We start from the raw sequence: 22,507 nt of genomic DNA, 5'->3' as shown, positions 1-22,507 counted from the left end.
TAGCCGACTCTATGGCGCGAGGGTGACGCGGGCGCGCCGCCCGCCTCATTCGCCCATTCGGCGTGTCCGGGATGTCACGAGGGGAGGATCTTGCCCGGATTCATGATGTTCTGCGGATCCAGCGCCCGCTTGATTGCCCACATGGCGTCGATCGTCGCGGGCGGATGCTCCATCGGGAGGTACTTCATCTTCTTCTGGCCGATGCCGTGCTCGCCCGAGCACGTGCCCTCCATCGCGAGCGCCCGCTCGACGATGCGCTCCACGAAGGCGCTCACCTTGGCGACCTCGGCCGGGTCGTCCGCGTCGAACAGCGGCAGCACGTGGAAGTTGCCGTCGCCCACATGCCCGACGATGGGGGCGAGCAGCCCCGTCTCGGCGATGTCGGCCTGCGTCGCCTCCACGCATTCGGCCAACCGCGAGATCGGCACGCACACGTCCGTGGACAGGCTCTTGGCCCCCGGCCGCAGCGCGTGCGCGGCCCAATAGGCGTCATGCCGGGCCTGCCACAAGCGCGTCCGGTCCTCCGGCTTGGTCGCCCACTCGAAGGCGCCGCCGCCAAACTCGGCCGCGATCTCGCCGAAGCGTTCGGCCTGCTCGCGCACGCCCGCATGGGTGCCATGGAACTCCACGAACAGCATCGGCTGCTCGGGCAGCGACAGCTTGGAATAAAGGTTGATCGCCCGCATCTGCGCGGCGTCCGCCAGCTCGATGCGCGCCACCGGCAGCCCCGACTGGATGGTCGCGATGGTGACGTCGCACGCCGCCGCGATGCTCGGGAACGAGCACACGCCCGCCGACACCGCCTCCGGGATGCCATGCAGCCGCAGCGTCAGCTCGGTGATGACCCCCAGCGTGCCCTCCGCGCCGATCAGCAGGCGGGTGAGGTCGTAGCCCGCCGAGGACTTGCGCGCCCGCCGGGCCGTCTTGACGATCTCGCCGTTCGGCAGCACGGCCGTGATCGACAGCACGTTGTCCTTCATGGTGCCGTACCGCACCGCGTTGGTGCCCGACGCCCGCGTCGACGCCATGCCGCCCAGCGATGCGTCCGCGCCCGGATCGATGGGGAAGAACAGCCCCATGTCGCGCAGGTGCTCGTTCAGCATCTTGCGGGTGACGCCCGGCTCCACCACGCAGTCGAGGTCCTCCGCGTGCACGGCGACAATGCGCTTCATCAGGCTGGTGTCGATGGAGACGCCGCCGAACGGCGCGTTCACGTGCCCCTCCAGCGAGGTGCCGGTGCCGAACGGGATCATCGGCACGCGATGCTGCGCGCAGAGCCGCACGATGGCGGCCACTTCCTCGGTGGTCTCCGGATAGACGACGACGTCCGGCGGCTGGTTCGCCACCCAGGTCAGCGTGTGCCCGTGCTGCTCGCGCACCGCCTGGCTGGTCACCGTCCGGTTGCCGAATTGCCGCGTGAGCTCCAGCGTGACCGCCGCAAGCGCCTCGGCGTCGGGCCGTGCGGGCTTCTCGAACGCCTGTGCGGCGGGTGAAATCGTCATTGCGTCTTGCCTTCGCGTGGCTGTTTGGGGATCATCCTAGCCGGCTTGCCGCAACCGGCAACCTGCCGCCCGCCGAAGCGCGGGGGCGCGCCCGTCGAGATCGAGACCAGAAGGGTTTCATGCCACGGACCCCCGAGAGCGCCGCGTTCTTTTTCGCCCCCTTCGTCTCCTCCACGATGAGGATCGAGCCCGGCTGGATCGACTACAACGGCCATCTCAACATGGCCTACTACAACGTCCTGTTCGATCGCGCCGTCGACGAGGCCTTCGCGATGGTGGGGCTGGGCGAGGACTATGTCCGCGAGCGCCGCGCCTCCTACTTCACGGCCGAGTGCCATGTCCAGTACAAGCGCGAGCTGCGCCTGGAAGATCCCGTGCGGGCCACAATCCAGTTGCTCGATTTCGACGAGAAGCGCCTCCACGTCTACATGGAGTTGCGCCACGCCTCCGAGTTCTGGCTGTCGGCCATCTCGGAGAACATGATGCTCCACGTCGACCTGGACGCGCGCAAGGTCGCGCCCTTCCCGCCGGACGTGTTTGCCAGCCTGGCGATCATGAAGGCCGCCCATTCGGGCCTGCCCCGCCCGGAGGCGCTGGGCCGCGTCATCGGCATGCCGGCCCGCGCCCGCGCGGCGGCGTCCGGGGTCCACTAACCCCGTCAGGCCCGCGACGCGACGCTGCGTCCCGCGTCCACCAGCGATTTCGCCCCGAACAGGATGAACATCACGCCCACGACCCGCGTCACCACGCGGCCGTGCTTCAGGAAGAAGCGCCGCACCAGCGGCAGCCCCGCCCAGAACAGCACCACGATGTAGCCCAGGAAGAACCCGATCACGGCGGCCCCCATCAGGGCCGGCGCGGCGCTCCAGTCGATCTCGGCGGCGTAGCGCACCGTCAGGGCGGTGAAGACGGCCAGCGACACCGGATAGGACTTCGGATTGGTGACGCCGAACAGCAGCCCGGCCCGGATCGGCCGCAGGCTCCCGATGATCGCCGGCTCGCCGCCGCCCCGCGAGAACGCCGCCTTGCAGCCGAGGTAGATGAGATAGAGCCCACAGCCGACGCCGAGCGCATCGAACAGCGCCGGGCCGATCTGGTTCACGCCCACGATGGCGGCCAGCGCCAGCGCCCCCCAGAGCAGGTCCCCGGCCAGATGGCCGAACAGAAACCGGGCCCCGGCGCCGCGCCCATGCTGCGCCGCGAGCGCGAACACGGCCAGAAAGGCGGGCCCCGGCGTGACCGCGTAGATAAAACCCGCCACCACGGTGGCCCAGAATAGCGCTTGCGACATCGTTTTCCCCCCGCCGCAAGATCACATGACCGGCCACCGCCGGGCAAGATCGGGCGACGCAATCCTGACGCTAGATAGAGAGCAATACAACCAAGAAATGCAGCAACTTCATAGTCGATTCAGAGTGTTGTTTCACCTGATCGCAATTCAACTGCCGTACAACTCAGTCCAAATCGCATGCGCATAACAACGATGCATGCGGAGGGACGTCATCATGACCATGGACACAGCTATCCCGGCGATGGCGGCAGGACAACCTTGTCCGCAGCCACGCACGAGGAACAAGCCACGCAAGCGCGCAAGCCTGTTGAGCCGCTTTTTACGGCTCAGGCTGTCTGAATGCCCGCATTGCGAACTCTGCACGTGCCGGAGAACATCCGCGCACGGCGGCTGAGATCTATCCTTTACGGCTTCCCGTCGACTCCGCCGCCCTTTCGCTTCATTTTGGCGGGAGAACGAATCGGAACCAGCGCGACCGTTCTGATGTGCCTCGCCGCCGCACCCTTGCGGCGGGTCCGCATCGGTCGCCTCGACGGACATCATTCGTGAGCAATCCACTCAGCCTCGACGACGACTACCAGCCGCGTCCCGGCGGCCTTGCCGCGCGGGCCCGCGCCAGCGTGTCGGGCGGCCAGCAGGCCAACTACCTTCAGAACCTCAACCCCGAGCAGCGCCGCGCGATCGAGACCACCGAGGGTCCCGTGCTGGTGCTCGCCGGCGCGGGCACCGGCAAGACGCGCGTGCTCACCACCCGCATCGCCCACATCATCGCGACCGGGCTCGCCTACCCGTCCCAGATCCTCGCCGTCACCTTCACCAACAAGGCCGCGCGCGAGATGAAGGAGCGTGTCGGCCACCTGCTCGGCGGCGTGGCCGAGGGCATGCCCTGGCTCGGCACCTTCCACAGCGTCGGAACCAAGATCCTGCGTCGCCACGCCGAGCTCGTCGGCCTGCGCTCGGATTTCACCATCCTGGACACGGACGACCAGATCCGCCTCATGCGGCAGGTCATCCAGGCCGAGGACATCGACGAGAAGCGCTGGCCCGCCCGCGCGCTCGCGGCCTTCATCGACGGCTGGAAAAACCGCGGCCTCACGCCCGACAAGATCCCGGCCGGCGAATCCGCCGCCTTCGCGAATGGCCGCGGCGGCAAGCTCTACGCCGCCTACCAGGCCCGCCTGAAGCAGCTCAACGCCGCCGATTTCGGCGACCTGCTGCTGGAGAACCTGCGCCTGTTCCGCGAGCACCCCGACGTGCTCCAGAGCTACCAGGAGCGGTTCAAATACATACTGGTGGACGAGTACCAGGACACCAACGTCGCCCAGTACCTGTGGCTGCGCCTCCTCGCGCAGGGCCGCCGCAATGTCTCCTGCGTGGGTGACGACGACCAGTCGATCTATGGCTGGCGCGGCGCCGAGGTCGACAACATCCTGCGCTTCGAGCACGACTTTCCGGGCGCGACCGTCGTGCGGCTGGAGCGCAACTACCGCTCCACGGGCCACATCCTGGCGTCCGCCTCCCACCTTGTCGCGCACAACGAGGGCCGCCTCGGCAAGACGCTCCACACCGAGGATGAGCCCGGCGAAAAGGTGACGCTCACGGGCGCCTGGGACTCCGAGGAAGAGGCCCGCCTCATCGGCGAGGAGATCGAGGCGCTGCAGCACAAGGGCCATTCGCCCGCCCAGATGGCCGTGCTGGTCCGCATCTCGGCGCAGATGCGCGAGATCGAGGATCGCTTCGTGACGCTGGGCCTGCCCTACCGGGTCATCGGCGGCCCGCGCTTCTATGAGCGCATGGAGATCCGCGACGCCCTGGCGTATCTGCGCTGCGTCGCCAACCCGACGGACGACCTCGCCTTCGAGCGCATCGTCAACACGCCCAAGCGCGGCCTCGGCGACGCCACCATCGAGCAACTGCACGTCTACGCCCGCAAGGCCCGCATCCCACTGATGCAGGCCGCCCGCCAGATGGTCGAAACCGACGAGCTGAAGCCCAAGCCCCGCTCCACCCTGCGCGAATTGATGTCGGCCTTCGGCCGCTGGTCCTCCCGCATCGAAGGCATGAAGCACAACGAGCTCGCCGAGCTGGTGCTCGAGGAGTCCGGCTACACCGACATGTGGCAGAAGGACCGTACGGCCGAGGCCGCCGGGCGGCTGGAGAACCTCAAGGAGCTCGTCCGCTCCATGGAGGAATTCCCCGATCTCGGGGGCTTCCTCGAGCATGTGTCGCTCGTCATGGAAGCCTCGGACAACGACAGCACCGAGAAGGTGTCAATCATGACGCTCCACGGCGCCAAGGGCCTGGAGTTCGACACGGTGTTCCTGCCCGGCTGGGAGGAAGGCCTGTTCCCGAACCAGCGCGCGTTGGACGAGAGCGGCAAGGCCGGCCTCGAGGAAGAGCGCCGCCTGGCCTATGTCGGCATCACCCGCGCCCGGCGCCGGGCCAAGATCTATTTCGCCTCCAATCGCCGCATCCATGGCATGTGGCAGTCCACCATCCCGTCGCGCTTCGTCGACGAGTTGCCGGAACCGCACGTGGAGGTCACCGAGGCGCCGGCGCATTACGGCGGCTATGGCGGCAGCCGCTTCGACAGGGCGCAGCCCTTCAGCGGCTCGACCTACGACACCCCCGGCTGGCAGCGCGCCCAGGCGCGATCCCGCGAGACGGGCGGCGGCGGCTTCGGCGAAAGCCGACAGAGCGGCTTCGGCGGCGGGCAGGCCCGCAAGGGCCCGCTGCTGATCGAGGGCGAACTGGTGGCCAAGTCGAGCGTCGGCAGCGCCTACTCGACCGGCGACCGCGTGTTCCACGTCAAGTTCGGCAACGGCTCCGTCGCGGCCGTGGACGGCAACAAGCTCACCATCGATTTCGACAAGGCCGGCCGCAAGATGGTGCTGGACGGGTTTGTGCAGCGGGCCGGGTGAGCGGTTAGGCGGCCACCGCCGCCCGCGCTTGGGCAGGCGGCTGCACCGCAAGCACCATCACGGCGTCCCTGAAATCCTCGGCCCATTCCGGGTCCGCCTTGATCTGTGAAAGATCACGCGTCGGAGGCAGCGGGAAGCCTCCCTCGTTCATGCTCTCCGTCCAACCCTCGAGAGCTTCGTTCGCCATGGCGAAAATCTCGTCGAGTTCGTCGGCAGCCGAAAAGCATCCTGGCGCGTCGGGAAACACCATGCCGTATGCGCTGTCAGGGTCCTTCGAAACAAGAACAATATAAGGCTTCATGCCAGTGTCCTCATGCCCAGCCGGCTTGCTTGTGGATGGCCTGCGCAGTTCCAATCGGAAGATCTCGCTTCGGGTGCGGCACCGTTACGATACCAAAATGTCCGACTTTTCCGAAATGGTGATGCGATCCATTGATCCGCAGCAACGACCACCCTTCTTGCCGCAGGCGCCGAATGATCATCCGGCTGTCCCGTTCTAATCGCATAAATTAAATCCTGCGTTCAATCGCAGGAGCTTAGCACTCCGCCCGGGCCGGGCAATTCACGCCTTAGCCTTCCCGATCGTGTCAGCCATCTTGGCGCCGCGTGCGCCCATGGGGGCGCCGTCCTTCTTGGTGGTGTCGCGCGCGGTCTGGTGCTCGACTTCGGAGTTCAGCTCCGCGCCGACCAGGATGATGATGGTGGACACCCACATCCAGATCATGAAGCCAATCGCCGCGCCCAGTGAGCCGTATGTCTTGTCGTAGTTGGCGAAGTTAGACGCGTAGAGCGATAAGCCGCCCGAGGCCGCGAGCCACAGGAACGCCGCGATCAGGCTGCCGGGCGACACCCAGCGCCATTGCGGCTCGGTGCGGCTCGGGCCGTAGCGGTAGAGCACCGCAAGCGCCAGTACAATCACGCCCAGCATCACGAACCACGGCGCGATCGCGACCGCCCATCCGGCAAGCGGGCCCAGCGGCAGCGTGTGCAACACGAGCGGCACGGCCACGACGGTGCCGAGCGTCAGCACCAGGAACACGAAGCTCCCCAGCGTGAACACCAGCGATTGCAGGTTGAGCCACACGAAGGAGCGCTTCTCCTTTTCGTTGTAGGCCACGTTCAGCGCGTCAAACATCGCCTTCATGCCCGAATTGGCGCTCCACAGCGACACCAGCAGGCCGATCGCGAAGGTGAAGCCGAGCGTGCTGGATTCCTTGGAGGTCGCGCTTTTCAACTGCTCGCCGATGATGTCGGCCGCGCCGTAGGGCAGGATGTTCTTGGCTTGGTCGAGATGCTGCTGGATCGTCAGCGGGTCCGCGAACAGGCCGTAGATCGCCACGAACGCGCCGATGGCCGGAAACAGCGCCAGCAGGGCGTAGAAGGTGACGCCCGCCGCGTTCGCCATGACGCGGTCGTCGTTGATCTCCTCGTAGACGCGGAACAGGATGTCCTTCCAGCCCTTGGCCGGGATCTGCTCCGGGCTCGTTGCCGTGCGTCCCCTCCCCGGCTGGGCGGCGTCCAGCAGGCTTCCATGCTCCTTGTGGCCCGGCTCGTCGTCGTGACCGCGATCGGATGCGCCTCCGGGGTTGCGCTCCAGCAGGCCCGCGATTGCGCCGACCAGCGCCATCGAGACGAGGCTGACGGCGGTCGCGCTCAGCCGCGACTTGCGGCGCGGCCGAAACGAGCGGGAGGCGAAGACGGACATGGGTGCTTCCTGAAACGGGCGGAGGAGCCTCGCCTGTGCAACGAAGGCTGCGAACCGCGGTTCCATTCTGTCCGGACCGTGACAGTGGCGTACGCCGCTGTATAAGGGCGCATGCTCGAAGGTCTGCATCCCAACCGCCCCACCCACCTGGCGCGCCTCGTCACGGACGAGCACACGGCCAGACGGGTCGCCGACATCCTCGTCGAGAGCTTCGACCCCGCCGAGACGGCGGCCGCGGCCTTCGAGAACGAGGTGACGCTGGCCTGGGAGGTGGAGGTTTACTTCTCGGCCCCGCCGGACCAGGACGCCTTGCGCGAACTCATCGCGCTGGCGGCCGGCGAGGATGCGGCCCGCGAGATCGTCTTCGAGACCATCGCCGAGAAGGATTGGGTGAAAGCGTCGCTCGACGGGCTAAGCCTCGTGCGCGCCGGCCGCTTCACCGTGCATGGGTCGCATGACCGCGACCGCGTGCCGGGCGCCAGCATCGGCATCGAGATCGAGGCCGCGCTCGCCTTCGGCACCGGCCACCACGGCACCACGCGCGGCTGCCTTTTGATGCTGGACCAGATTCTCAAGCAGCGCCGCCCCGTGCACGTGCTCGATGTCGGCACCGGCACGGGCGTGCTCGCCATCGCGGCCGCGCGGGCGCTCCACCGGCCCGTGGCGGCCGGCGACATCGATCCCGTGGCCGTGGAGGCCGCGCGCCAGAACGCGCGCAACAACAAGGCCGGCGCGTGGCTGCAGCCGGTTGTCGCCAAGGGCGTCGGCCATCCGGCGCTGATGCGCGGCCGGTTCTACGACCTGATCTTCGCCAACATCCTGGCCCGGCCTCTGATGCGCCTCGCGCCCAGCATCGCGTCCGTGGCGGCTCCCGGAGCGGACGTCGTGCTCTCGGGCCTGATCCCGCGCGACGTGCCCGGCGTGCTGGCCGCCTACCGCGCCCAGGGGCTCCACCTCGTGCGCCGCATGGAGCTGGAAGGCTGGGCCACCCTGCAGGTGCGCAGCGGCGGCGCGGGCCCGCTCCCGAGCTTCTGACGCGGTCGCCTTGAAGCCGCCGGGCGGCGCCTTGACGCCGCCGGGCGCCTCGTGCACGGCTTGCGGCCGGTTGCAGCAGGCAGGTGCGTGATGGCGAAAGCGGTGTTCCAGTCGTTCGACGAAAAGGCGGATCCGGCCCACGGCGCGAGCCGCGTCGCCGCCCTGCGGGCCGAGCTGGTCCGCCGCGGCCTGGACGGCTTCGTGATCCCGCGCACGGACGAGCACCAGAACGAATATGTCGCGCCCGCCTATGAGCGCCTCGCCTGGCTGACCGGCTTCACGGGCTCGTGGGGCCTCGCGATCGTGCTCACGAACGCGGCCGCCATCTTTGTGGACGGCCGCTACACCGTGCAGGTGCGCGAGCAGGTCGACGTCGCCGTCTTCGCCCCGCAGCACCTCATCGACGCGCCGCCCGAGGGCTGGCTGGAGAAGCACCTCAAGGCCGGCCAGAAGCTCGGCTACGATCCCAACCTCCACACCCATGACGGCGTGAAGCGCCTCGAGCGCGCCTGCGCGGCCGCCGGCGCGACGCTGGTCCCCACCGACGCCAACCTCGTCGACGCCATCTGGACCGAGCGCCCCGCGCCGCCCATCGAGCCCGTGACGCTGCACCCGCTCGAATACGCCGGCGAGCCCGCCTCCGCCAAGCTCGACCGCATCCGCGCCCGCCTGACGGAGCTCGGCGACGCCGCGCTGGTGATCACCGACCCGCACGCCATGGCGTGGACCTTCAACATCCGCGGCGGCGACGTCTCGCACACGCCGCTGCCGCTCGGCTACGCGATCGTGCCGCGCGAGGGCCGCCCCAGCCTCTACCTCGAAGCCTGCAAGCTCTCCAACGAGGTCCGCTCCACCCTGGAGGACATGGCCGACGTCCGCGATCCCGGCCATCTCGACCGCAGCCTGCAATCGCTCGGGGCCGCCAAGCTGAAAGTCCGCTTCGACGCCGCCACCGCGTCCCGCCGCCTCGTCGCGGTGGTCGAGAAAGCCGGCGGAACGCCGGACGTGGGCGTCTGCCCGGTGGCGCTGCTCAAGGCGGTGAAGAACGGGGCCGAGATCGAGGGCTCGCGCGCCGCCCACCGCCGCGACGGCGCCGCGATGGCGAACTTCCTCGCCTGGTTCCACCGCGAGGCCCCGCGCGGCGGCCAGAGCGAAATCTCCGCCGTGGAGGCGCTGGAAGGCTTCCGCCGCGACACCGGCGCGCTGGCCGACGTGAGCTTCCCGTCCATCTCGGGCGCAGGGCCCAACTCCGCCATCCCGCACTACCGCGTCACTGAGCGCTCCAACCGGCCGATCGAGCCCGGCATTTTCCTGATCGACTCCGGCGGCCAGTACCGCGACGGCACCACCGACATCACCCGCACGATGGCGGTGGGCGAGCCCACGGCCGAGATGCGCGACCGCTTCACCCGCGTGCTCCAGGGCCATATCGCGATCGCGACCGCCGTGTTCCCCAAGGGCACGTCCGGCGCCCAGCTCGACAGCTTCGCGCGCCGCCCGCTCTGGGAGGCAGGCCTCGATTTCGACCACGGCACCGGCCACGGCATCGGCAGCTACCTGTCCGTGCACGAGGGCCCGCAGCGCCTCTCCAAGCTCGGAACCACGCCGCTCGAGCCTGGCATGATGCTGTCCAACGAGCCCGGCTACTACAAGGGCGGCGCCTTCGGCATCCGCATCGAGAACCTGATCCTGGTCGAAAAGCGCGACATCCCCGGCGCCGAGCGCGAGATGTACGGCTTCGAGACGCTGAGCTTCACGCCCATCGACCTCGCGCTTGTGGAGCCTTCGCTGCTCACCGACGCCGAGCTCGCCTGGCTCAACGCCTACCACGCGCAGGTACGCGCCATCATCGGCCCGCTGGTCAGCGGCGAAACCGCCGCCTGGCTGGAAGGCGCGACCCGGCCGATCGGCCGGTAAGGCATCCCGGACCGCGAGCCTCTCGCTGGACCGCGAGCCTCCGGCTCGCATCTTACCACCCGAAGGGCGAGCCGGAGGCTCGCGGTCCGGGAGGCTCAGCCCCCGGCCTCGCCCACCAGCTTGAGCCAGGCGTCCTCGTCCATCACCTCCACGCCGAGCTCGCGCGCATTGGCGAGCTTGGAGCCGGCTCCCGACCCGGCCACCACGATGCTGGTCTTCTTGGAGACCGAGCCCGACACCTTGGCCCCCAGCCGCTCGGCCATGGCCTTGGCCTCCTCGCGGGTCATCTTCTCCAGCGCGCCCGTGAACACCACGGTCTTGCCCGCCACCGGGCTCTCGGCCGCGACCTGCTCGGGCGGCTCCGGCGTCACCTGCTCCCGCAGTTCGGCCACCACCTCGCGATTGTGCGGCTCGCCGAAGAAATCGACGATCGATTCCGCCACCACGGGCCCGATACCCTCGATCGAGGTCAGCTCGTTGAGCGCGCCGGACGCCGGGTCCGCGGCCGCCACTGCCGCGTCCAGCAGCGCTCCCATATCGCCATAGTGGCGCGCCAGCAGCTTGGCGGTGGTCTCGCCCACGTGCCGGATGCCGAGCGCGAAGATGAACCGATGCAGCGCCACGCTGCGCCGCTGCTCGATGGAGGCGAACAGGTTGCGCACCGAGGTCTCGCCATAGCCCTCCCGGTCCTTCAGCCGGCGCAGCGAACGCGCGTCCCGCGCCTGCAGGGTGAAGATGTCCTGCGGACGGGTGATCAGCCCGTCGCGGTAGAAGCTCTCGATCTGCTTGTCGCCCAGCCCCTCGATGTCGAAGGCGTTGCGCGAGGCGAAATGCTTCAACCGCTCCACCGCCTGCGCGGGGCAGATCAGCCCGCCCGTGCAGCGGCGCACCACGTCTTCCTTGCCGGTCTTGGGGTCGATCTCCCGCACCGCATGGCTGCCGCAGGCCGGGCATTCGTGCGGAAACACATAGGGTTGCGCCCCGGCCGGCCGCTTCTCCGGCACGTGCCCGAGGATCTGCGGGATCACGTCGCCGGCCCGCTGCACCACCACGGTGTCGCCGATGCGCACGTCCTTGCGGGCGATCTCGTCCTCGTTGTGCAGGGTCGCGTTAGTCACCACCACGCCGCCCACCGTCACGGGCGCCAAACGCGCCACCGGCGTCAGCGAGCCGGTCCGCCCCACCTGGATCTCGATGTCGAGCAGCTCGGTGGTGGCTTTCTCGGCCGGGAACTTGTGCGCCGTCGCCCAGCGCGGCGAGCGCGACACGAAGCCGAGGCGCCGCTGCAGGTCCAGGTCGTCCACCTTGTAGACGACGCCGTCGATGTCATAGGGCAGGCTGGCGCGCTGCTGCTCGATGTCGCGATACACCGCCAGCATCTCGGCCACGCTCTCGCAGCGCCGCATCAGCGGGTTGGTGGGGAGCCCGAACCGCGCGAAGGCCTCCACCATGCCGGATTGCGTGCGCGCCGGCATCTCGCCCTTCACCTCGCCCCACGCATACGCGAAGAACCGCAACGGCCGCGCCGCCGTGATGCGCGGGTGGAGCTGGCGAAGCGAGCCGGCCGCCGCGTTGCGAGGGTTGGCGAAGGGCGGCTTGCCCTCCGCCTCCTGCCGGGCGTTCATGGCGGCGAAATCCGGCTTGGTCATGTAGACCTCGCCCCTCACCTCCAGCACCTCGGGCGCGCCCGCGATGCGGTTCGGGATCTCGCCGATGGTCCGCACATTGACGGTGACGTCCTCGCCCTCCTCGCCGTCGCCGCGCGTCGCCGCCACCACCAGCTCGCCGCCTTCGTAGCGCAGCGAGCAGGACAGCCCGTCGATCTTCGGCTCGGCCGTCACGGCCAGCGGCTTGTCGGCCGGCCAATCCAGGAACCGCCGGACGCGTCCGACGAACTCCTCCACCTCGTCATCCGCGAACACGTTGGCGAGCGACAGCATCGGCACGCGGTGGCGCACCTTGGCGAACTTCTCGGAGGGCTTCGCCCCCACGCGGTCGAGCGCGCCGGTGGCGACCGCCGGAAACCGCGCCGCGATCGCCTCCGCCCGCCGGCGCAGCGCGTCATAGGCCGCATCCGAAATCGTCGGAGCGTCCTGCTGGTGGTAGCGCACGTCGTGCCCGGCGATCTCGGCCGCCAGGGCCGCATACTCGGCCTTCGCCTCCCGCGCCGTCATCTTCTCCGGATCAAGCGCCCGCAGCGCCTCGCCCTTGGCCATAGGCAACCCTTTTACGCCAGACGCTGGTGTTCCGGCGCTGTCCCGGATCCACTATCAAATTCACAAATCCCCTCATCCTGAGGAGCAGACCCGGTTGGGCCTGCGTCTCGAAGGACGAGGGATTCCAGAAGCCCCAACCCGCGTGCGCGCTGGAATCCCTCGTCCTTCGAGACGCGTCGCCAAGCGGCGACGCTCCTCAGGATGAGGGGCGTTGTAAGAGCGGCTCGAAGCGCCATTCGTCAGTCCGCCGCTTCCAGCAGCCGCCGCGCGGCCGCCCTCGCCTCGTCGGTGATCACCGCGCCGGCCAGCATGCGGGCGATTTCCTCGCGGCGTTGCGCCTGGTCGATCGGCAGCACGCGGGTGGCGATGCGGTCGTCGCCGGCGGGCGCGTTCTCGATCGGCTTCTTGGAGATCAGCAGGTGCCGCTCGGCGCGCGCCGCCACCTGCGGGGCGTGCGTCACCGCCATCACCTGCACGCGCTCGGAGAGGCGCGCCAGCCGTCCGCCGATGGCGTCCGCCACGGCCCCGCCCGCCCCGCTGTCGATCTCATCAAACACCAGCGTGGGGGCCGAGCCCTTGTCGGCCAGCACCACCTTTAGGGCCAGCATGAAGCGCGAGAGCTCGCCGCCGGACGCCACCTTCATGAGCGGCCCGGGCCGCGTGCCCGGGTTGGTCTGCACCCAGAACTCGACGCGGTCGAAGCCTTCCGCGGCGCGGTTCGCCTCGTCGGCGTCGATCTGCACGATGAAGCGAGCGCGCTCCAGCTTCAGCGGCGGCAGCTCGGCGTTCACGGCGTCTTCCAGCGCCTTGCCGGCCTTGCGACGGGCCGCCGACAGCGCCCGCGCGGCCGCCACATAGGCGGCCTCGGCGGCGTCCGTCTGGGTCACGAGGGCGGCCAGATGCTCCTCGCCATGCTCCAGGCTCTCCAGGTCGCCCCTGAAGCGCTGGCGCAGGGCCGCGAGCCCATCCACCGCGACATTGTACTTGCGGGCTGCGGCGCGCAGCGCGAACAGCCGCTCCTCGGTCTTCTCCAGCACGCGCGGGTCGAAGTCGGCGGCGCGCTGCGCCTCCTCGATCACCTGCCTGGCGGTCTCCAGCGCGTTGAGGGCGTCGTCCAGCGCCTTGACGCTGGGGCCGACCAGCTCGGGCGCCTGCACGCCGCGGCGCTCCAGACGCCGCAGGGCGGCCGACAGCGTCTCGATGGGGGAGCCATGCCCGGCCACCGCGTCATGCGCCTCGTTGATCTCGCCGGCCACCTTCTCGGAGGCCATCATGCGCTGGCGCTCGGTCGCGAGTTCCTCCTCCTCGCCCGCAACGGGCGCGAGCTTGTCGAGCTCGGCCGCCGCATGGGTCAGGAAGTCGGCTTCCTTGCGGGCGGCGTCTATGCGCGCCTGCTGGGCCGCCAACGCGTCGCGGGCGGTCTTCCAGGCGCGATGCGCCTCGGCGGCGGCGGCCGAATCACATCCCCCGAAGGCGTCCAGCAGCGCCCGGTGGGCGGCAGGGTCCACCAGCGCCCGGTCGTCGTGCTGGCCGTGGATCTCCACCAGCGCGCCGCCGATGCTGCGCAGCACCTGCACGCTCACGGGCTGGTCGTTTACGAAGGCGCGGGTGCGCCCGTCCGCGAACTGCATGCGCCGCAGAATCAGGTCGCCGTCGTCCGGAATGTCGTGCTGGCGCGCCAGCGCGCGGGCCGGATGGGCAGGCGGCAGGTCGAACACGGCCGTCACCTGGCCGCGGTCCTCGCCATGCCGCACCAACCCGCCATCGCCGCGCCCGCCCAGCGCCAGCGAGAACGCATCCAGCAAGATCGACTTGCCCGCGCCCGTCTCGCCCGTGAGCACGCTGAGCCCGGGGCCGAACGGAATGTCGAGCCGGTCGATGAGAACGATGTCGCGGATCGCGAGCTGAACGAGCATGCGCTATGTGTCGCGAGGCGCGAGCGAAAAATCAACAGGCGATAGAGCCGCGTCGTCTTTCGCGTCCTGTCCTCGCCGCGCGTCCAGACCACAGTCCCCTCATCCTGAGGAGCGTCGCCCCTTGGCGATGCGTCTCGAAGGACGAGGGATCCAGAGCGCACACCATTCGAGCCTCATGGACCCTCGTCCTTCGAGACGCAGGCCCAAGCGGGCCTGCTCCTCAGGATGAGGGCGTTTTGGGGGTGGCGCGAGCTCACCGGATTCGCTCCCGTCATTGCGAGCGAAGCGAAGCAATCCAGCTGATGCTGGGCCAGTTGGCGCCATACGCCGGGCTTCTGGATTGCTTCGTCGCTACGCTCCTCGCAATGACGGGAGATTTTGCCCGAAAGCCTCAATCAAACCCAGCGAACCGTTTCCGTCATGGCCGGGCTTGTCCCGGCCATCCACGCGGGAGCTCATCACGAACTCCCAGAAACGAAAAATGGCCGGGACATGCCCGGCCATTCCAAAAGACGCGACGAAAGCCCCTACGACTGGCCGATCCGGAACGCCCGCATGGCCTTGCTCATCCAGGAGCCGCCGTCCTCGCGGGGCTCGAGGCCGCGCGTCTGCAGCAGCGCGTAGGTGTCCTTGTACCATTGGCTCTCGGGGAAGTTGTGGCCCAGCACGGCGCCGGCGGTCTGCGCCTCGGCGACGATGCCGAGCGCCAGGTAGCACTCGGCGAGGCGGGCCAGCGCCTCCTCGATCTGGTTGGTGGTCTGGTAGGTGCTCACCACCGTGCGGAAGCGGTTGATCGCCGCCGTGTAGTTCTTCTGCTTCAGGTAGAAGCGGCCCACCGTCATCTCGCGGCCGGCGAGCTGATCCTTGGTGACCTGGATCTTGAACTTCGCGTCCGACGCATATTCGGACTGCGGCCAGCGGGTCACAACCTCCTGCAGGGCGAGCAGCGCCTTTTCGGTGCGCTCCTGGTCGCGGCTGACGTCCGGGATCTGGTTGTAATACGACATGCCGACCATGTAGGCCGCGTAGGCGGCGTCCGGCGTCGAGGGATGCAGCGACAGGTAGCGCTTGCCCGCCGTGATCGCCTCTTCGTAGTTGCGGCCCGTGTAGTACGCGTAGGTCTGCAGGATCAGCGCCTTCTTGGACCAGACCGAGAAGGGATACTGCTTGTCGAGGTCGGCAAACTTCTTGGCCGCGCCGTCATACTCGTTCTTTTGCAGCAGGCCGAGGCCCTGGTTGTAGATCGTCTCGGCCGGCACCGAGGGGGTGATCTCGGGCTTGTACTTCTCTTCCTTGTCGAAGGGGTTCAAGTTCGAGATCGTGTCGCAGGCCGTCATCGGCAGGATGAGCGCGAGCGCGAACAGCGAACGCGCAAGACGGGCGCCCTGGGGGGAGAGAAAACGAATCTCGAAGCGCATGAAAGCCAGGCCCTCAGGTGAACGCCGCCCCGACCGCGTGGCGGCGAAGCGCAAATGACGCGCGCTTGTTTAGCGCAAGCCGTGCGGGATCGCTACCCGCCCGCGATGCGCGCCATGAAAATGCCCGAAGCTCGCCCGCGAGGGCGCCCTTCGGGCCACAGGGCGACGGAAGATCAGTTGGTCTCGGCCGCGAAGGCCAGCGCCGGACGGGCGGCCGATTCGGCGTGCCCGGTCTCGCGGCGGCCGCTCTCGACGATCGCATAGTTGGAGCGGTCGGCGAACAGCGCCTGCAGCACCGCCACGTTCATGCGGTGGCCGCCGCAATAGGAGCGGTAGCAACCCAGGATCGGCGAACCGGCGAGCGACAGGTCGCCCACGGCGTCCAGCGTCTTGTGGCGCACGAACTCGTCCGCGAAGCGCAGGCCCTCGGGGTTGATCACGCCGTCGTCGCCCAGCGCGACCGTGTTGTCGAGCGACGCGCCCAGCGCGAAGCCGGCCTTCCAGAGGCGCTCCACGTCCTTCATGAACCCGAAGGTGCGGGCCCGCGCGATGTCGCGGCGGAACACGCCCGGCTCCAGATCCAGCACGCGCTTCTGGCGGCCGATCAGCGGGGTGTCGAAATCGATCTCGACCTCGAGGCGGAAGCCGCGCGCGAAGGGGCGCAGCTCGGAGAACGCCCTGCCCTGCTCGACGCGCACGGGCTTGAGGATCTTGATGTAGCGGCGGCCGGAGCCCTGGCGCTCGAGGCCGACCTGGTCGATCGCGTCCACGAAGGGGGCGGCGCTGCCGTCCATGATCGGAACTTCGGGGCCGTCGATCTCGACCAGGACGTTGTCGACGCCCAGGCCCGAGAGGGCCGCCATGAGGTGTTCGATGGTGGCGACCGCGCCGGAGGCGGTCTCGCCGATGATGGTGCAGAGTTCGGTCGCGCTCACGGCGCTGTGGCGGGCCTGGATGAGACGCTCGCGGCCGCCGTCGAGGCGGGTCCGCAGGAAGCTGATTCCGGAGTCGACGTCGGCAGGGTGGAGAACGATCCGGACAGGAGCGCCCGAATGGACGCCGATGCCCTGCAATTCTACGCGGTCGCGAAGTGTCGTCTGCTTTTGACCAGCCATCATACCGTTCCACACATCCGCAATCCGGCGCTCTGGGCCGGAAAGCCATCCGTGTTCTGTTGACGCGCCCCTGCGAGTTTGTTTGGAGCTTGTTATCGGGCCGAAACCCGTCTCGCGATCCGGAACATACAGACGACCCGGAGTCGGGCCAAATCACGCTTTCTAACGCTTTGTAACACTCGCAATGCGTGCAATTCGTTAAGAAAAATAAAGGGTTCCGGCGTGGTTACAAATGGGTGAAGCCCGGCGCTGCGGGGCGCCGGGCTTCGAGAGGCCACGAGGGTTTCAGAAGATCAGTTCGACTGCCGGCGCAGGAACGCCGGGATCTCGAGCTGATCGTCCTCGAGGCGCTGACTCGTGGGCCGGCCGTGCATGTCGAGCCCGCCCTGGGGCGCGCGGACCTGCGGGGCCGGGCGCTTGGCGTAGTCCTGATGCACGGGGGCCGGCGCCTGCGGCTGGGCCTGCGGCACGTAGGTCGGCTGCGCGGCGCGCGGCTGCGGGGCGGGCTGCTGCAGGGGCTGCTGCGCCGGGGCGGGCGCCGCCTCCTCGCGTCCGTCGCGACGGCCGAACCCGGCCGCGGCCAGGCGCTCCATCAGGGTCACGCGCTTCTTCTCGGGCGCGGGCGCGGGCGCCTGGGCCTGCGCGGGAGCGCGGTCCTGCATCATGCGCTGGCCCGGCAGCGGCAGCTCGTCCACGCGCGGCATGCGGGGCGGACGCACCACCTCCTCGGCGCGCGGGGGGATGAACGACGTGGGCTGGGGCGCGGGCTCCTGCATCGGCGCGCGGGGAGCCTCGGGCATGGGCTCGTACATGGCCGCCTTCGGCTGCGCCGGGCGCAGGGTCACGTCGTTGTGCATCATGGGGGCGGGCGCCGGCTCGGGCTGGGCGTAGACCGGGGCCTGCGCAACGGGCGCGGGCTCGGGCTGCTGCGTCTCGATGCGCGGCACCGCGCGGGCCTGGGCCTGCGCCATCTGCTCGTGACGCGTGCGCACCTGCGTGCGCAGCCGCTCGGCCACTTCCGCGATCCCCTGGTCCATCGCGGGCGCGGAGCTCTTCTCCAGCAACTCGCTGTCGATGCCGGTGGCGACGACCGAGACGCGGACGATGCCTTCCAGCGAGTCGTCGCGGGTGGCGCCGAAGATCACGTTGGCGTCCTGGTCCACTTCCTCGCGGATGCGGGTGGCGGCCTCGTCGACCTCGTAGAGGGTGAGGTCGGAGCCGCCCGTGATGGAGATCAGCAGGCCGCGCGCGCCCTTCATGCAGACGTCGTCGAGCAGCGGGTTGGCGATCGCGGCCTCGGCGGCCCGCATGGCGCGCTTCTCGCCCGTGGCCTCGCCGGTGCCCATCATCGCCTTGCCCATCTCGCGCATCACGGCGCGGACGTCGGCGAAGTCGAGGTTGATGAGGCCTTCCTTGACCATCAGGTCGGTGATGCAGGCGACGCCCGAGTACAGCACCCGGTCCGCCATCGCGAAGGCGTCCGCGAAGGTGGTCTGCTCGTTGGCGACCCGGAACAGGTTCTGGTTCGGGATCACGATCAGGGTGTCGACGGCCTTCTGCAGCTCGTTGATGCCCGACTCGGCGAGACGCATGCGCCGCGCGCCCTCGAACTGGAACGGCTTGGTGACGACGCCGACCGTCAGAATGCCCATGTCGCGGGCCGCGCGGGCCACCACCGGGGCCGAGCCCGTGCCGGTGCCGCCGCCCATGCCGGCCGTCACGAACACCATGTGGGCGCCCGACAGCTGGTCGCGGATCTCGTCGATCACTTCCTCGGCGGCCGCGCGGCCGACTTCCGGCTGCGAGCCGGCGCCCAGGCCCTCGGTGACCTGGATGCCCATCTGGATCACCCGGTCCGCCTTGGACATCGTCAGGGCCTGCGCGTCGGTGTTGCCGACCACGAATTCGCAGCCCTGCAGCCCGAGCTCGATCATGTTGTTGACGGCGTTGCCGCCGGCGCCGCCGACACCGAACACGGTGATTCGGGGCTTGAGCTCACGGATGTCCGGAACCTTCAGATTGATCGTCATGATGTGTGGCCTCTCGCTTCTGTACTGGCGCCCCGCAGCGCCTTGTCTTGCCTTGTGGGACCTTGGCCGCCGCGCCTCGGTCCCGGTCCCTGTTTAGAAACTCTCCTTCAGCCACCGTCCCATGCGGGAGAAGTAGCCGTCGGTTCCGGTCGCCCGATACGCGCTCGGGCGAGGTACGAAATGTTCCAGCGCGGCCACCTGGGGGTAAACCAGGAGGCCGACCGGGGCCGCGAAGGAAGGACCTTTCGCGGCTTCCGGCAAACCCTGCACGCCAAGCGGCCGACCGATGCGGACCTGCTTGGACACGATCGTGCGGGCGAGCTCCGGCATGCCGGTGAGCAGCGCCCCGCCGCCGGCGAGCACGACGCGCCGACCCGTTTCGGCCGAGAAGCCCGACGCCTTGAGGCGATCCCGGACCAGCTCGAGCATTTCCTCGACGCGCGGACGGATGATGCGAACCAGGTGCGACTTCGGCACGTGGTTCACGGCGTCCCGCTCGTCCTCGTCCACGGACGCGACCGCGATGGTCTCGCGCTCGTCCGAGGAGGTCGCGATGGTGGAGCCGTACAGCGTCTTCAGCCGCTCGGCGTGCGCCACGGTGGTGGAGAGCCCCCGCGCGATGTCCATCGTGATGTGATTGCCGCCCACCGCGAGCGAGTCGGTGTGCACCAGGTGCCCGCCCGCGAACACGCCGATGGAGGTGGTGCCGCCGCCAAGGTCGATCACGACGGCGCCCATCTCGGCCTCGTCCTCCACCAGGGCGGAGAGGCCGGCCGCGTAGGGCGTCGCCACGACGGCTTCGACGTCGAGGTGGCAGCGCTCCACTGCGAGCATCAGGTTGCGGACGGCGTTCTGGTCGGACGACACGACGTGCATGTCGACGCCGAGCTTCTCGCCCACCATGCCGTGCGGATCGTTGATGCCCTTGGTGGCGTCCAGCGCGAAGCCGGTCGGCAACGAGTGCAGCACCGTGCGGCCCGGCCGAGCGCCCGTGGTGCTGGCGGCCTCGAGCACGCGATGGATGTCGCCGTCGCTGACGCCCGAGCCGCGCAGGCCGACGCCCGCATGATAGCTGTCCGAACCGAGCCGCCCGCCCGTCATGTTGACGATGGCGGAGCGGATCTCGACCTTGGCCATGCGCTCGGCCGCGTCCACGGCGAGGCGGATGGCCTGCTCTGCGCCCTCGAGGTCGACGATGGCGCCGCCCTTGAGGCCGCGCGACCGCTGGTGGCCGATGCCGATGATGCGCGCCCGGTGGGTGCGGCCGCGCAGGAGATCGCTTTCCGCCGCCGGGTCGAGCCGGGCGACGAGGCACACGACCTTGGTGGTGCCGATGTCGATCACGGAGAGCACCATGCTCTTGCGCGGCGACAGCGGTTTCAGGCGCGGAGTCAGGCTGGGGTGACGATGGCTCACGTCGCGCTGCCCTTTATCTTGCTTTTGGCCTTGAGCGCTTCCGCGCGGGCGGTCGCCGCCTCTTCGCCGAGCCGCAGCACCACCCGGTCGGGGATGCGCAGGTCGATGGCGAGGACGTCGCGGTCGAGGATCTTCTGATCTTTGATCAGCCCGGCGAGCCGGGTGATCGCCTGCGTCGGGTTTTCTTCCGGCAGGCGCACGTCGACGCCGTTGTCGAGCTTCAGCGTCCAGCGGCGCTCGCCCACGAACATGCCGGCGCGCACATGCGCCTTCACGTCGGGAGCCGCGTCCATGAGTTTGGTGAAGGCCGTCGCCTTCAGGTTCGCGCCGGGCCCGACCACGAGGGGCAGCCGGTTCAGGCGCGAATCGCTCAGCGTGTCCGTCACGGTGCCGTCCGCCGCGACCACGAAGACCTGGCCGTTCTTCTGCCAGAGCGCATAGGCCTCGCGCTCCACGAGCGTGATCGCGAGGCCGCTCGGGTAGAGCTTGCGGACCGTGGCGTCCTTCACGAGCGGCATGTTCATCAGCCGCTCGCGGGCGGCGGCCGCGTCGAAGAACGGCAGCGAGCCGCGCGGGTCGATGCCGGCGACCTGCAGCACCTCGGTCTGGTTCAGCTCCACCAGGCCGCTGATCGCGACATTCTGGATGCTGAAGCCGAACGCCCTGGCGGCCACGTCGCGCGGCGAGCCGTAGCGGGCCGAGAAATCATCGTACTGGCCGCCCTGCACGGCGCCGTAGAGGCCGGCGCCGGCGAGAAACAGCGTGAGCAGGATCGTGCCGGTGAAGCGCGGCAGGCGCGAGCCGACCCGCTCGGAGGCGCGGATCAGCGGCTGGCGCGGCCGCGCCGGAGCGCGCCGTGAAACCAGCGCCGTGGACCGGGCCGGCGCCACGGCCGGAACGCTCGCGCCGGCATAGGCCGGCTGAGCCTGCGGAGCCCCAAAGGGCCCGCTCACCGATCGCAGGAGGCGTCCTCCACCATCCATCGAACCAACTCACCGAAACTATGGCCCGCGTGGGCCGCCAATTCCGGCACAAGAGACGTCTCGGTCATTCCGGGTTGCGTGTTGACTTCGAGACAGACGAGCTCGCCGGTTCCATCCGGCCGATCGTCGTATCGGAAGTCAGCACGACTGACGCCCCGGCAGCCAAGTGCTTGATGCGCCGTTAACGCCAACTCTTGAACCTGTTGGTAAATATTCGGTTTAATTTCTGCCGGAAGCACGTGGATCGACCCCCCCTTCGCGTACTTCGCGTCATAGTCGTAAAACAGCCCCGTGGCGGGTCGGATGTCGATCACGCCGAGCGCCTTGTCGCCCATCACCGCGCACGTAAGTTCCCGTCCCGCCACGTAATTTTCGACCAGCATCATCTCCGAGATGTCCCAGTCCTCCCGCGCCAGCTCCTGCGGCGGATGGCTGCGATCCTCGCGCACGATGATCACGCCGACGGACGATCCTTCGTTAACGGGTTTGATGACGTACGGAGGCTGCATGACGTGCCGCTTGGCCGCTTCGAGCCTGTGAACCGTGATGCCGCGCGGCACCGGAACGCCCGCCGCCGCCATCACGGCCTTGGCCCGATCCTTCTGCATCGCAAGGGCCGACGCGAGCACGCCGGAGTGCGTGTAGGGGATGCGCATCATTTCCAGGATGCCCTGCACGATGCCGTCCTCGCCCCAGCGTCCATGCAGCGCGTTGAACGCCACATCGGGCTTCAGGCTCGCCAGCGTGGCCGCAATGTCGCGGTCGACGTCAATCCGCGTGACGCGGTAGCCCTCGCCCTCCAGCGCGTTGGCGCAGGCGCCGCCCGAACTCAGCGACACGCTGCGCTCGGCCGAGAGCCCGCCCATCAGAACCGCGACATGCTTGGTCATCGTGTTGTCTCCTGTTCGGCAGGGGCGGAGCGATCCTTCTCCCCCCGGGAGAAGGTGGCCCGAAGAGCCGGATGAGGGTCTGACGGCCGGCGCTGGCCATCTGCGGCAAGAACTCCCACCGCCAGTCCCTCATCCGTCAGCTTCGCTGACAC

General features: G+C 68.9%; 17 protein-coding genes. 4 read left to right on the top strand and 13 right to left on the bottom strand.

Annotation, left to right across the window (positions count from 1 at the left end):
- Positions 1-74: 74 nt before the first annotated feature.
- Entirely contained in the window at positions 75-1,502 is a 1,428-nt protein-coding gene (locus tag AC1DSZ_RS09065) for an FAD-binding oxidoreductase (protein ID WP_476838049.1), read from the bottom strand.
- Between the two features lie 119 nt (positions 1,503-1,621).
- Between AC1DSZ_RS09065 and AC1DSZ_RS09060 the strand changes: the two genes are divergently transcribed.
- On the top strand, positions 1,622-2,155 hold the full coding sequence (locus tag AC1DSZ_RS09060; RefSeq protein ID WP_476838048.1) for a thioesterase family protein: 534 nt from the start codon (positions 1,622-1,624) through the stop codon (positions 2,153-2,155).
- 5 nt (positions 2,156-2,160) lie between these two features.
- On the opposite strand, the gene AC1DSZ_RS09055 is transcribed toward AC1DSZ_RS09060, so the two are convergent.
- Positions 2,161-2,793, bottom strand: coding sequence for a LysE family translocator (locus AC1DSZ_RS09055; RefSeq protein ID WP_476838047.1), 633 nt, complete (start codon positions 2,791-2,793; stop codon positions 2,161-2,163).
- 545 nt (positions 2,794-3,338) lie between these two features.
- On the opposite strand from AC1DSZ_RS09055, the gene AC1DSZ_RS09050 reads away from it, so the two are divergent.
- A complete protein-coding gene (locus tag AC1DSZ_RS09050) occupies positions 3,339-5,714 on the top strand; it encodes an ATP-dependent helicase (RefSeq protein WP_476838046.1) in 2,376 nt (791 codons plus the stop codon).
- 4 nt (positions 5,715-5,718) lie between these two features.
- Here the strand turns inward: AC1DSZ_RS09050 and AC1DSZ_RS09045 are convergent, their stop codons facing one another.
- The 3 genes from AC1DSZ_RS09045 to AC1DSZ_RS09035 form a co-directional block, all read right to left on the bottom strand.
- Positions 5,719-6,015 carry a type II toxin-antitoxin system HicB family antitoxin gene (locus tag AC1DSZ_RS09045; protein WP_476838045.1) on the bottom strand — a complete coding sequence of 99 codons (297 nt, stop codon included), beginning with the start codon at positions 6,013-6,015 and terminating at the stop codon, positions 5,719-5,721.
- Positions 6,016-6,025: 10 nt separating this feature from the next.
- A complete protein-coding gene (locus tag AC1DSZ_RS09040) occupies positions 6,026-6,196 on the bottom strand; it encodes a type II toxin-antitoxin system HicA family toxin (RefSeq protein ID WP_476838044.1) in 171 nt (56 codons plus the stop codon).
- An 80-nt stretch (positions 6,197-6,276) separates the two neighbouring features.
- Positions 6,277-7,419, bottom strand: a complete 1,143-nt coding sequence (locus AC1DSZ_RS09035; protein WP_476838043.1) for a YihY/virulence factor BrkB family protein — start codon at positions 7,417-7,419, stop codon at positions 6,277-6,279.
- A gap of 111 nt (positions 7,420-7,530) precedes the next feature.
- Here AC1DSZ_RS09035 and AC1DSZ_RS09030 point away from each other — a divergent pair, with 111 nt between their 5' ends.
- Complete coding sequence (locus AC1DSZ_RS09030) at positions 7,531-8,454, top strand: 50S ribosomal protein L11 methyltransferase (RefSeq protein ID WP_476838042.1); 924 nt, start codon at positions 7,531-7,533, stop codon at positions 8,452-8,454.
- Positions 8,455-8,544: 90 nt separating this feature from the next.
- A complete protein-coding gene (locus AC1DSZ_RS09025; protein WP_476838041.1) occupies positions 8,545-10,371 on the top strand; it encodes an aminopeptidase P family protein in 1,827 nt (608 codons plus the stop codon).
- Between the two features lie 95 nt (positions 10,372-10,466).
- On the opposite strand, the gene ligA is transcribed toward AC1DSZ_RS09025, so the two are convergent.
- The 8 genes from ligA to AC1DSZ_RS08985 all read right to left on the bottom strand — a co-directional run bounded on the left by ligA (position 10,467) and on the right by AC1DSZ_RS08985 (position 22,355).
- Positions 10,467-12,587, bottom strand: coding sequence for an NAD-dependent DNA ligase LigA (ligA, locus tag AC1DSZ_RS09020; RefSeq protein ID WP_476838040.1), 2,121 nt, complete (start codon positions 12,585-12,587; stop codon positions 10,467-10,469).
- 239 nt (positions 12,588-12,826) lie between these two features.
- Positions 12,827-14,503, bottom strand: coding sequence for a DNA repair protein RecN (recN, locus tag AC1DSZ_RS09015; RefSeq protein ID WP_476838039.1), 1,677 nt, complete (start codon positions 14,501-14,503; stop codon positions 12,827-12,829).
- A 527-nt stretch (positions 14,504-15,030) separates the two neighbouring features.
- The gene (locus AC1DSZ_RS09010) at positions 15,031-15,921 is read right to left on the bottom strand and encodes an outer membrane protein assembly factor BamD (protein WP_476838038.1); all 891 of its coding nucleotides are present in this window, start codon (positions 15,919-15,921) and stop codon (positions 15,031-15,033) included.
- Between the two features lie 173 nt (positions 15,922-16,094).
- Positions 16,095-17,036, bottom strand: coding sequence for a UDP-3-O-acyl-N-acetylglucosamine deacetylase (lpxC, locus tag AC1DSZ_RS09005; protein WP_476838037.1), 942 nt, complete (start codon positions 17,034-17,036; stop codon positions 16,095-16,097).
- A gap of 293 nt (positions 17,037-17,329) precedes the next feature.
- A complete protein-coding gene (gene ftsZ, locus AC1DSZ_RS09000; RefSeq protein ID WP_476838036.1) occupies positions 17,330-19,066 on the bottom strand; it encodes a cell division protein FtsZ in 1,737 nt (578 codons plus the stop codon).
- A gap of 93 nt (positions 19,067-19,159) precedes the next feature.
- Positions 19,160-20,422 carry a cell division protein FtsA gene (ftsA, locus tag AC1DSZ_RS08995; protein WP_188519727.1) on the bottom strand — a complete coding sequence of 421 codons (1,263 nt, stop codon included), beginning with the start codon at positions 20,420-20,422 and terminating at the stop codon, positions 19,160-19,162.
- Positions 20,423-20,478: 56 nt separating this feature from the next.
- Positions 20,479-21,435, bottom strand: coding sequence for a cell division protein FtsQ/DivIB (locus tag AC1DSZ_RS08990; protein WP_476838035.1), 957 nt, complete (start codon positions 21,433-21,435; stop codon positions 20,479-20,481).
- Positions 21,432-22,355: a D-alanine--D-alanine ligase gene (locus AC1DSZ_RS08985; protein ID WP_476838034.1), complete on the bottom strand. Its 924-nt coding sequence runs from the start codon at positions 22,353-22,355 to the stop codon at positions 21,432-21,434. The genes AC1DSZ_RS08990 and AC1DSZ_RS08985 overlap by 4 nt, the downstream gene beginning before the upstream one ends.
- Positions 22,356-22,507: the final 152 nt, after the last annotated feature.

This window comes from Alsobacter sp. P4_H11, assembly GCF_056400925.1.
Note: the sequence above shows the minus strand (reverse complement) of the source record. Positions and strands in the feature narration are given on the sequence as shown.